Annotated in this window: 10 protein-coding genes; 5 read left to right on the top strand and 5 right to left on the bottom strand. The window is 65.3% G+C overall.

All coding sequences use genetic code 11. The features are described from left to right. Positions 1–50: 50 nt before the first annotated feature. From ugpA to DY468_RS04685, 5 genes are all read left to right on the top strand, one after another. Entirely contained in the window at positions 51–932 is an 882-nt protein-coding gene (gene ugpA, locus DY468_RS04705) for a sn-glycerol-3-phosphate ABC transporter permease UgpA (protein WP_164602857.1), read from the top strand. Further along, positions 932–1,780 (top strand): sn-glycerol-3-phosphate ABC transporter permease UgpE, encoded by an 849-nt coding sequence (gene ugpE, locus DY468_RS04700; RefSeq protein ID WP_164602855.1) that lies wholly within the window; start codon positions 932–934, stop codon positions 1,778–1,780. Before ugpA ends, ugpE begins: the two co-directional genes overlap by 1 nt. A 2-nt stretch (positions 1,781–1,782) precedes the next feature. Next, on the top strand, positions 1,783–2,874 hold the full coding sequence (locus DY468_RS04695) for a sn-glycerol-3-phosphate import ATP-binding protein UgpC (RefSeq protein ID WP_164602839.1): 1,092 nt from the start codon (positions 1,783–1,785) through the stop codon (positions 2,872–2,874). A 153-nt stretch (positions 2,875–3,027) separates the two neighbouring features. Then, on the top strand, positions 3,028–3,453 hold the full coding sequence (locus DY468_RS04690) for an Hsp20 family protein (protein ID WP_011155625.1): 426 nt from the start codon (positions 3,028–3,030) through the stop codon (positions 3,451–3,453). 50 nt (positions 3,454–3,503) lie between these two features. After that, positions 3,504–3,770, top strand: a complete 267-nt coding sequence (locus DY468_RS04685) for a BQ00720 family protein (RefSeq protein WP_164602837.1) — start codon at positions 3,504–3,506, stop codon at positions 3,768–3,770. 106 nt (positions 3,771–3,876) lie between these two features. Here DY468_RS04685 and DY468_RS04680 read toward each other — a convergent pair whose 3' ends face one another. The 5 genes from DY468_RS04680 to DY468_RS04660 form a co-directional block, all read right to left on the bottom strand. Beyond that, positions 3,877–4,263, bottom strand: a complete 387-nt coding sequence (locus DY468_RS04680; protein ID WP_164602835.1) for a RidA family protein — start codon at positions 4,261–4,263, stop codon at positions 3,877–3,879. 24 nt (positions 4,264–4,287) lie between these two features. Beyond that, a complete protein-coding gene (locus tag DY468_RS04675; protein WP_164602833.1) occupies positions 4,288–6,624 on the bottom strand; it encodes an acetamidase/formamidase family protein in 2,337 nt (778 codons plus the stop codon). A 102-nt stretch (positions 6,625–6,726) separates the two neighbouring features. Continuing rightward, a complete protein-coding gene (locus tag DY468_RS04670) occupies positions 6,727–7,968 on the bottom strand; it encodes an acetamidase/formamidase family protein (protein ID WP_164602831.1) in 1,242 nt (413 codons plus the stop codon). 43 nt (positions 7,969–8,011) lie between these two features. Next, positions 8,012–9,619: an amino acid ABC transporter permease/ATP-binding protein gene (locus DY468_RS04665; protein WP_164602830.1), complete on the bottom strand. Its 1,608-nt coding sequence runs from the start codon at positions 9,617–9,619 to the stop codon at positions 8,012–8,014. A 120-nt stretch (positions 9,620–9,739) separates the two neighbouring features. Next, on the bottom strand, positions 9,740–10,630 hold the full coding sequence (locus tag DY468_RS04660) for an ABC transporter substrate-binding protein (protein ID WP_164602828.1): 891 nt from the start codon (positions 10,628–10,630) through the stop codon (positions 9,740–9,742). Between the last annotated feature and the right edge of the window lie 147 nt (positions 10,631–10,777).

Here is a 10,777-nt window from a genome sequence, read left to right as displayed (position 1 = left end):
CCACCCCCGACCCCTCCCCGCCGCAAGAGCGGGGGGAGGGGAGCTAGTCGATGCTCAAGCACGCCGTCTTTCAATCCAAATTCCTGCCTTATCTGCTGGTGCTGCCGCAGCTCGCGGTGGTGCTGGTGTTCTTTTATTGGCCGGCGGCGCAGGCGGTGATCCAGTCGTTCCTGCTGCAGGACGCGTTCGGCCTGTCGACCGTGTTCGTCTGGCTCGACAATTATCGTGAGCTGCTGGCCGATCCGGATTACTTCGCCGCGATCATCCGGACCTTCGTCTTCTCCTTTGCGATCGCGCTGTCGTCGCTGTCGTTGGCGCTGCTGCTGGCGGTGATGGCGGATCGGCCGCTGCGCGGCTCGACGTTCTACCGCACCATGCTGATCTGGCCCTACGCGGTGGCGCCGCCGGTGGTCGGTGTGCTGTGGGTGTTCATGCTCAATCCGTCGCTCGGCGTCATCGCCCACGGGCTGCGCGCGCTCGGCGTCGACTGGAATCCGCTGCTCGACGGCGATCAGGCGGCGCTGTTGATCGTGCTCGCCGCGGCGTGGAAGCAGATCTCCTACAACTTCCTGTTCTTCCTCGCCGGGCTGCAGGCGATCCCGTCCAGCGTGATCGAGGCGGCGGCGATCGACGGCGCCCGGCCGATGCGGCGGTTCTGGACCATCATCTTTCCGTTGCTGTCGCCGACCATCTTTTTCCTGGTGATCGTCAACGTCGTGTACGCGTTCTTCGACACCTTCGGCATCATCGACACCATGACGCGCGGCGGGCCGGCGAAGGCGACCGAAACGCTGGTCTACAAGGTGTATCAGGACGGCCTGCTCGGCTCCAACCTCGGCAGTTCGGCGGCCCAATCGGTGATCCTGATGGGCATCGTGATCGCCCTGACGGCGATTCAGTTCCGCTTCGTCGAGCGCAAGGTGAACTACTGATGGTCGAGCACCGCAAGTTCGGCAATCTGCTGCCGCATCTGATCCTGTGGGTCGGCGTCGCGATCGTGGCGTTCCCGGTGTATCTGGCGTTCGTCGCCTCGACCCAGGACAACGCAACCATCGCCAACGGTCAGATGTCGCTGCTGCCCGGCGGCCACTTTCTCGAGAACTATTACAAGACCATCTTCGTCGGCTCGTCGGGCACCACCCGCGAGCCGGTCGCCAGCATGCTGTTCAATTCGTTCGTGATGGCGATGTCGATCGCGCTCGGCAAGATCGCGATCTCGATCATCTCGGCCTATGCGATCGTGTATTTCCGGTTTCCGTTCCGGATGACGATCTTCTGGATCATCTTCATCACGCTGATGCTGCCGGTCGAGGTCCGGATCTATCCGACCTACAAGATCGCGGCCGATCTCAATCTGCTGGATAGTTACGCCGGGCTGGCGCTGCCGCTGATCGCGTCGGCGACCGCGACGCTGCTGTTCCGGCAATTCTTCATGACGGTGCCGGACGAATTGCTGGAAGCCTCGCGGATCGACGGCGCCGGGCCGCTGCGGTTCTTCTGGGATACGCTGCTGCCGCTGTCGCGCACCAACATGGCGGCGCTGTTCGTGATTCTGTTCATCCTCGGCTGGAATCAATATCTTTGGCCGCTGCTGATCACCACGCGCGACGACATGCAGACCATCCAGATCGGAATCCGCAAGATGATCGTGACGTCGGACGCGCTGACCGAATGGCCGATCGTGATGGCGACCGCGGTGCTGGCGATGCTGCCGCCGGTCGCCGTGGTGGTGCTGATGCAGAAGCTGTTCGTGCGCGGACTGGTCGAGACGGAGAAGTAATCGTGGCCGAGGTCGTTCTCCGCAATGTCCGCAAGACCTATCCGGGCGGCTTCGAGGCCATCAAGGGCGTCGACTTCGCGGTGGGAGACGGCCAGTTCTGCGTGCTGGTCGGCCCTTCAGGCTGCGGCAAGTCCACGCTGCTGCGGATGGTCGCGGGGCTGGAGACGGTCACCTCCGGCGAGATCGAGATCGGCGGCCGCGTCGTCAATCAGGTCGAGCCGGCCGATCGCGACATCGCGATGGTGTTCCAGAACTATGCGCTCTACCCGCACATGACCGTCTACAACAACATGGCTTACGGGCTCCGTAACCGCGGCATGGCCAAGGTCGAGATCGACGCGCGTGTGCAGGAAGCGGCGCGCATCCTCGAGCTCGGCGCGATGCTGGATCGCAAGCCGCGGCAATTGTCGGGTGGCCAGCGCCAGCGCGTCGCGATGGGCCGGGCCATCGTGCGCCAGCCCAAAGTGTTCCTGTTCGACGAGCCGCTGTCCAATCTCGACGCCAAGCTGCGGGTGGCGATGCGGGTCGAAATCCGGAAATTGCAGCGCCGGTTGGCGACGACGGCGATCTACGTCACCCACGACCAGCTCGAGGCGATGACGCTCGCCGACATTCTGGTGGTGATGAATGGCGGCATGGTCGAACAGATCGGCTCGCCGCTCGACGTCTACGCCAAGCCGGCCACCACCTTCGTGGCGTCGTTCATCGGCGCACCGCCGATGAACCTGCTGCCGCTGTCGGACGAGCTGCGGGCGCAGTTCGGCGGTGCGCCGCCGGACGCGGGCATTTTAGGGGTGCGGCCGGAGGACCTCGTGATCGGCCCAGGCGCGACCGGGGACGGCTTCCTGACGCTCGACATCACCGTGGAGGCGATCGAGCGGGTCGGGCCCGAGACCTTTGTGTACGGCGTCCGGAGCGGCCACGGCGCGAAGCCGACGGTCGCGGGCGAGCCCGGCGCAGGAGCCGGCGGGGATATCATCGTGCGCGTACCCGGCCAGGTTGCGCCGCCGGTCGGTGACTGCATTACGGTCGCGGCGCCGCCGCACAGCCTGCATCTGTTTTCCGCCGACGGGCGCCGCCGCATTGCCGGCTAGCCGACCGTAAGCTACTGGTGGAATTCGCGGTTCTGGCCTTCTTGAACAGTTCTTTTGCACTGCCCATATTGGTCTGGACTGGACGGCGAGGTGCCGGACGGTCGATGGGGTGCCGCAAGGACCCCCTCAAAGTCGCTTCGAGAGGACTTTGTGATGTCTCGTGTTCCTTCGTTATCAAGTCCCTTTCTGCTGGGATTCGACGAGATCGAGCGTGCGCTCGACCGCGTCGTCAAAGGCGCCGACGGGTATCCCCCGTACAACATCGAGCGGTGCGAACGCAGCAACGGCGATCCCGAAAAGCTGCGCATCACACTGGCGGTGGCTGGGTTCACCCGCGATCAACTCGATGTCACAGTTGAGGAAAATCAACTGGTGATCCGGGGCCGGCAGCAGGATGACAAGACTCGGCAATACATCCACCGCGGCATTGCCGCGCGTCACTTCCAGCGGACGTTCGTGCTGGCCGACGGGATGCAGGTGCTGGGTGCGGACCTGAAGAACGGGTTGTTGTCCATCGATCTGATCCGGCCGGAGCCGGAAAGGGTCATTAAGACAATCGCCATCACCGAACACGAATAATGGAACGAGTAGCGGACTCGACCGCTTAGTCTCCTAGAGGAGTCGAGACCATGACTGAAGCTGGTACTACGCATGAAAATGTGGGCGTCACGCTGGAAGCGCTGGCGCATCTGGGCGAAGGCCACATCGCCTATGTGAAGCAGATCCGCTCCGAAGACGTACCTGGGTTATTCCCGCAGGCGCCGCAGATCGCGCCGGGCCTCAAGCTGTTCGCGCTGCATTCGGCCGATGGCACGCCGATCATGCTGACCGACAGCCGCGAAGCGGCGATCGCGAATGCCTGGAGCCAGGAACTGCAGGCCGTCAGCGTCCACTAAGCGCTGGCTGAAAAGATGGTTACGCGACGCGGGGTGTCCGGTGACGGCCCCCGCGCCTGCTGGCGATCAGGCATATCGATCGCTCGAATCCCGCCGGCAGCGGCTCTCAAGCCTGCCGCCGGCACACCAGGTCGATTTCGATCAGCGCCTCATAGGCCAGTCCGGTGACGCCGACGCAGGTCCGCGCCGGCAGACGGCCCGCCGGGAAGTAGCTGCGATAGACCTCGTTCATTTCCGCATAGTCTCGTTTGAATTCCGTCAGATAGATCCGGCTCATCACGATGTGGTCGAGGCCGAGGCCGAGCCCGGTCAGAACCACGCGCAGATTTTCCATCACGGCGCGGGTCTGCGCCGCGATGCCGTCCGGCAGCACGCCCGGCGCTTGCGGCGTGTCGGGCATCTGACCGGTGACGAAAACGAAGCCATCGGTTTCGACGGCGTGGCTGAACGGCGCGACCGGCTTCGGGCCGCCGGAGATCATGTGGAACTGCAAGACGAACCTTTCACCAGATGAGGATCAGCGGCGCGCATCGGTGAAAACGCGCTTGCTGAGAATTGCATGGACGCCCCAATTGCCGTCGACCACCTGGGTGACGCCGAAATCCACCGCCACCGACATCAGGGCGATCGCCTCGTCTTCGCTCAGCCCTTTGATGGTCATCAGAAAGCGCCGCATCTTGCGGAACGCGTCCTTCATCGCGAGGTCGAGCGAGGATGTGGCGTAGACCTCGCTCTGGCCGCCCGCGCCGAATTCCGCCAGATAGTTCGGGTGGCTGAAGCCCATCAGCACCCAGTCGGTCTCGGTTTCGATCAATGGGTAGCTCAGATCCGCGAACGGCTTGTCGGCGAATTCGCTCTTCTTGTGCAGGATCACCTCGAAGGTGCCGGTCATCGAGCACTCGATCGCGGTGCCGCCGAGCTCGCCGTCGCCCTGCGCGGCGTGCGGATCGCCGACCGACAGCAGCGCGCCCGGCACCGACACCGGCAGATAGATCGTCGATCCCTTGCCGAGCCGCCAATTGTCGAGATTGCCGCCGAAGTAAGCGGGCGGCACCGAGTCGACGAAGTCGACTTCGCGCGGCGCCAGCGCGATCACGCCGAAATGCGGACGCAGCGGAATCCGGATGCCGTCGAGCACGTCGTGACGCCGCCGCACCGACGACGGCTGCACCGGCACGCCCGGATAGTCGTAGGTCGCATGCACGGTGCCGAACGGATCGATCTGCGGCTCCCATCGATAGGAGTAGAGGCCGCGGGCATAGGGCGCGTCGCCGTCGTGATGGATCTCGTAGATCGTCACGGCTTCGCGCGCGGTCTGCTCGGCGAGGAATTCCTTGTAGTGATAGCCCCACCACGCCGCGACGCTGCTGCCGAACACGCGGCCCTTGAAGTCGGGATTGCGGCTGGCGCGCGGCACGATATCGAGAATGCGGATTTCCAACACGTCGCCGGGCTGCGCGTCTTTCACCGCGACCGGGCCGGTGCAGATGTGCACGCCGAACCCTTCGCCGGCGCCGCGGCCGTAGATCGACGCGTCGATCGGCCCGGCGCCGCGGCGGTCGACGTTCTTTTGATCGCGCGTCCAATGAAACACGCTCTCGGCCCCGGCATCGCCGAGGATCATCCGCTCGGGATCGTCGGAGGCGTGCTGCGTGAGCGTCTCGATGGTGATGGTGTCGCCGGAGGCGATCTCGATCTGCGGCGCCAGCGAGCGGCTGAAATAGCCCCAGTGCACTTTCGAGGCATCGGCCGAAAGGTGATGGTGCTGCGGCGTCGTCTCGGCGCAGAAAGTCAGCGCCGGGAATTTGGTGGCGGTCCGGTGGGCCGCGGCGGCCGTCGGCCGGTTGCGAAGTTGTACCAGGGCTTGCTGCGGCCAGCCGCGCTGGGCCGCCGCCGCGGCGGTCGCCGCATGACGCTCCGCCTCCGTCTGCCGATATTCGCGCGGCGACACGCCGAAGCGATGGCGGAACGCGCGGCTGAAATGCGCCGAGTCGTTGAAGCCGGCGCGGAATGCGATTTCGGAAATCGAATGATGCGCCTCTGCCGGATTGGACAGATCGGCGCAAGTCCGCTGCAGCCGGCGTTCGCGTAAGTAGTGCGTGAAGCTGGAGCCGGTGCCGCCGAACAGCTTCTGCAGATAGCGCTCCGAAATGCCCTCGGCGGCGGCGACTTTCGCGGGCGTCAGATCGGGATCGTCGAGCCGTCGCTCGATCGCCTGGCACAGGCGCTGCAACGTTGCGGCTTTGCTGGCGGTGCCGGCGTTCAGATCGGCGGTTGTCGGCGTCTGGCGCAGCAATGTCGGCATCAGATCGAGCAGACTCTGCGCCGCCGCTGTCCACTCCGCGTCCGACAAGGTCTCAAGATGGCGGGCGGCGGCGTCCAGCATCCGCACGAACAACTCGCCGAAGCCGCTCGGCGCGATCTGCTGAACCACGGTGAGGCGCGCCGCGACTGTCCGGCTGCGCGCCGCGTCGCACGCCACTGACAGCACGACCGCGCGGAAATCGCGGCCGAACGACACGCTCCAGCTACTCGCCCGCGGCAGCAGCAGCAACTGCCCGGCCGCGACGATCCGGTGGCCGGCGGCGGTCTTCAACGAAGCGCCGTCTTCGAGCGGCAGCAGCACCAGGGGATGGTCGCCGTGTGCGTCTGGGTGCGCCACCACGGCCTGCGGCCCGGCCGACAGCGTCGCCAAGGTCACGCCGGCGGAACTGCGGCGCACCGCGGTGGCGTGGCCTGCATGGCTGGTTGCGGCCGCGGCCGGCTGCAAGCCGAGTAAGGCGAGCACGTCACGCCAGGCTTCCGGGCGCTCGCCTTCGCAATAGGACTCGCTGGAGTAAGGACGCAGGCTCATGGCTCGACCTTCATGGCCGAAACCAAGCAACCCCCGTGCCATCCCGAAGCAGACGGCGCATGTCCCGACCACGATCCGGCTCATCGCAATGCCACAACCTGCTCAATCGCAGCGGAACACGTTCTTCCGAATTGTGCCGTGGACCCCCCAATTGGCGTCGACCACTTGGGTGACGCCGAAATCGGCACCGACCGACATCAGCGAGATTGCCTCGTCCTCGCTCAGCTTGTGCACGGTCATCAGGAAGCGCCGCATCTTGCGGAACGCGTCGCGCATCGCCCGGTCGAGGCTGGAGTGGTTGGCGATCTCGAGCTGCGCATTGGCGCCGAGCTCGGCCAGATAGTTCGGATAGGTGAAGCCGTACACCGACCAGGCGTCCGGTGTCTCCAGCATGGGGTGGGTCAGGCCTTCGAGCGGCGTGCCGCCGAGGTCGTTCTTCTTGTGCAGCACGAATTCGAAATCGCCGGTCAGCGAGGTCTCGATCGCGGTGCCGCCGAGTTCGCTGTCGCCCTGCGCGGCATGGGGATCGCCGACCGAAAAGAACGCGCCCGGCACCGCGACCGGATAGTACATCTTGGCGCCCTTGCCGACGCGCCAGTCGTCGATATTGCCGCCGGTGTAGCTCGGTGGAATCGACGAGACGAAGTCATCCTCGGACGGCGCCAGCCCCATCGTGCCGAAATGCAGCCGGGCCGGCACCTTGACGTTACTCAGGATGTTCTCGCGCTTGATGATGGTGCGGTGATCGACCGGCACGCCCGGATAGTCGATGGTCGGATGCACGATGCCGTCCGGATCGGTCTGCGGCGTCCAGACGTAGTTGTACACGGCTCGCGCGAACGGCTCGCCGGAAGTGTCGAGCTCGAAGATGGTGATCACCTCGCGCGGCTTCGGCTCTTCGATCAAATCGTGATAATGGAAGCCCCAGTTCGCCGCGATGTTGGAACCGAAGCACTTGCCGGCGTGGCAGGCTTTGCAGGCCGGCCGCGGCTTGACGTCCAGGATGCGCACTTCGAGCACGTCGCCCGGCTCGGCGCCTTCGATCGCGACCGGGCCGGTGAGCAGATGCACGCCGACGCCTTCGCCCGAGCCGCGGATGAACGGCCCCTCGGTCGGTCCAGCGCCGCGGCGCGCCACCGCCTTGTGCTCGCGGGTCCATTTGAACACGCTCTCGGCGCCCGGATCACCTTCGATCATCCGCTCGTAATCGTCGCCGGCGTGGTGGGTCAGCGTCTCGATCGTGGCGCGGTCGCCGGACTTCAGCGTCAGCGCGGGCGCCACCACCTTGCTGAAATAGCCCCAGTGGACGGTCTTCGGCGACACCGGGAGAAGATGATGCTTCATGCTGAGGTCCTCGACGGGAAACGAGTGAGAGAGCAAAAGGCGGTCACGAGATTTCGGCCTCCATGGCGCTGAGGAAGCGCTGTGCGACCGGGTTCTTCGGATGGTTCAGCACCTCGTCGGCGGTGCCTTCCTCGATGATCGCGCCGCCGGCGAGCAGCACGACGCGGTCGGCGACCTCGCTGGCGAAGCGGAGCTGATGCGTCGAGATGATCATGGTGAGGCCGTCCTCGACCGCGAGGCGGCGGATCACTTCCAGCACCTCGTTGACCAGTTCCGGGTCGAGCGCGGAGGTCGGCTCGTCGAGCAGCAGCACGCTCGGGTTCGGCGCGATCGCGCGGGCGATGGCGACGCGCTGCTGCTGGCCGCCCGACAGATGCCGCGGCAGCGCATCGGCGCGATGCGACAGGCCGACCCGTTCGAGCAGTTCGAGCGCACGCCGCTCGGCCTCGGCCGGCGCGACGCCGTGGACCCAGCGCAACGGACCGGCGACGTTTTCCTTGGCGGTGAGATGGCCGAACAGATTGAACTGCTGAAACACCATGCCGACGCCGACTTCGGCGCGCGCCTGCGCAGCCATCCTCGGCGACAGCGGCTTGCCGAGATGATTGAAGCCGAGCCGGCGTCCGCCGACCTCGATGGTGCCGTCGTTCCACAATTCGAGATTGTTGATACAGCGCAGCAGCGTGCTCTTGCCGGAGCCGGACGGACCGAGCAGCGCGATTACTTCACCATTGCGCACCGACAGATCGACGCCGTCGAGCACGATTTGCGCATCGTAGCTCTTGCGCAATGCCTTGACCGCGACGGCAACATCGTTGCGGGCCAGCGCCGCTGCGCGGGCGGCATGATCGATCGGCGCTGGCGGCAGACGCGGCGGCGGCAGCTCGGCGACGCCGCCGTCCGGCAAGATCTCCGGCGCAGGCTCCTGATCCTGCAGCGGATCGTCGATCCCCTGGGCGCGATACCAGGGCAAAAAGCGCATCAGCTTGACCTGCTTGGAGGTGCGATCGAGATCGAACAGCCACTCGAGGAAGATCTGCAGTGCCGAGATCGCCGAGGTGAGCAGCAGATAGATCAGGCCGGAAGCGAAGAAGATCGAGAAGAAATCGAAGGTCGAGGAGGCGAGCTGCGTCGAGCGCAGCGTCAGTTCCTGCACGGCGATCACCGAGGCCAGCGACGAGTTCTTCAGCGCGCTGACGGCCTCGTTGCCGAACGCCGGGATCATGGTGCGGATCGCCTGCGGCGCGATGATCCGGCGCATCAGGACGCCGGGCGTCATGCCGAGCGCCTGGCCGGCGAGAAGCTGGCCCTTCTCGACGCCGAGCACGCCGGCCCGCAACATCTCGGCGATGAAAGGGGCTTCGTTACAGGCGAGCGCGAGGCCGGCGGCGAGGATCGCCGGCAGCTTGATGCCGATGTGCGGCAGCGCGTCGTAGGCGAACACCATCTGCAGGATCAGCGGCGTGCCGCGGAAGATGACGGTGTAGATCCGGGCGGTGGATGACAGCAGCCGGAACCGGCTGAGCTGCATCCCCGCCAGGATCACGCCGAGGATCAGTCCGCCGCCGAGACCGAGGGCGGTGACCTGCAAGGTCACCTCGATGCCCTGGATCATGTAGGGCATGCTCAGATAATGGAGAAACAGCTCCATGGCGGACGATCCTGGCTTGTCGTGTGTCGGGTGGGCAAAGCGTAGCGTGCCCGCCAACCTGCTCGCGATGCGGAGGGGTGGGCACGGCGCTTCGCGCCCATGCCCACCCGATGGACTGGCTTAGTCGGCGGTGAGCAGGCCGGGCTCGATCAGATTTTCAGGGTCGAGCTTCCACTTCTTCAGCAGCGCGAGCTGATCGCCCGATTTGTGGATCTCGGTCAGCGCGGCCTTCACGGCGTCGCGGAATTTCGGCTTGTCCTTCGGCACGGCGATGCCGACCTGATAGGGGATCGTCACCGCGATCGCCTTTTCCAGCTTGTCCGGATAGGCCTTCACCGCGTTGTCGACGGTGTTGACGTCGTTGATGTAGGTGTCGGCGCGGCCGGCGAGGATCGCCTGGATGCAGTTGGCGTTATTGTCGTAGAGCTGAATGGTCGGCTCCGGCTTGCCTTCCTTCTTGCACTCCGGCGCGATCGCCTGGATCAGCGGCACTTCGACATAGCCGGTGTTCTCGGCCGCGGCGGCGCCGCACAGCGAGGTGTTGATACCGGTGATCTTCTTCGGGTTGCCCTTGGCCACCAGCACGCCGTCGAACACCTTCGAGTAGGTGATGAAGTCGGCCGCCTTGGCGCGCTCCTTGGTGGCGTAGATGTCGGAGATGACGATGTCGGCCTGGCCGCTCGACAGCGTGGTCAGCAGCGCCGCGAAGGTCACGGCCTTGTAGGTCAGCTTGAAGCCGAGGCAGTCGCCGATCGCTTCGCCGAGATCGATGTCGTAGCCGACATACTTGGTCGGATCGTTCGGGTCGATCGACTCGTAGCCGGGCGTATGCGGGTTGATGGCGTTGACCAACGTCTTGCCCTTCCAGTCCGGATACTTCTCCTGGAGGGCGACGCAGGCGGCCGGTGCGGCGTGCACGGTGATCGGCGCGGCACTGCCGGCGATGACGACCGCGCCGAGCAGGGCGGCGCTGGTTAGTTTGCGGAATGCGGGGGCAGGGGTTGAGACCATTCGATCGCTCCTTCGACATCGTCATGGCGGAGGCCATGTTCGAACCGCGAAGAAGCGTAAAAGCAGCCGCCGGCGGCCGGCTTGTCTCCAAACGCCCTATTACTTGGACGTTGGAGCGCCAGAAAATAGGCGCGGCCTGCACGATCT

Origin of the sequence: Rhodopseudomonas sp. BR0M22 (assembly GCF_010907035.1) — a bacterium.
Classification (GTDB): Bacteria; Pseudomonadota; Alphaproteobacteria; order Rhizobiales; family Xanthobacteraceae; genus Rhodopseudomonas.
This window is presented reverse-complemented; position numbering and strand designations above follow the sequence as displayed.

Coding starts and splice junctions, on each gene's coding strand:
- ugpA (WP_164602857.1), top strand. CDS start 51: ATGCTCAAGCACGCCGTCTTTCAATCCAAATTCCTGCCTTATCTGCTG.
- ugpE (WP_164602855.1), top strand. CDS start 932: ATGGTCGAGCACCGCAAGTTCGGCAATCTGCTGCCGCATCTGATCCTG.
- DY468_RS04670 (WP_164602831.1), bottom strand. CDS start 7,968: ATGAAGCATCATCTTCTCCCGGTGTCGCCGAAGACCGTCCACTGGGGC.
- DY468_RS04660 (WP_164602828.1), bottom strand. CDS start 10,630: ATGGTCTCAACCCCTGCCCCCGCATTCCGCAAACTAACCAGCGCCGCC.
- DY468_RS04665 (WP_164602830.1), bottom strand. CDS start 9,619: ATGGAGCTGTTTCTCCATTATCTGAGCATGCCCTACATGATCCAGGGC.
- DY468_RS04675 (WP_164602833.1), bottom strand. CDS start 6,624: ATGAGCCTGCGTCCTTACTCCAGCGAGTCCTATTGCGAAGGCGAGCGC.
- DY468_RS04685 (WP_164602837.1), top strand. CDS start 3,504: ATGACTGAAGCTGGTACTACGCATGAAAATGTGGGCGTCACGCTGGAA.
- DY468_RS04690 (WP_011155625.1), top strand. CDS start 3,028: ATGTCTCGTGTTCCTTCGTTATCAAGTCCCTTTCTGCTGGGATTCGAC.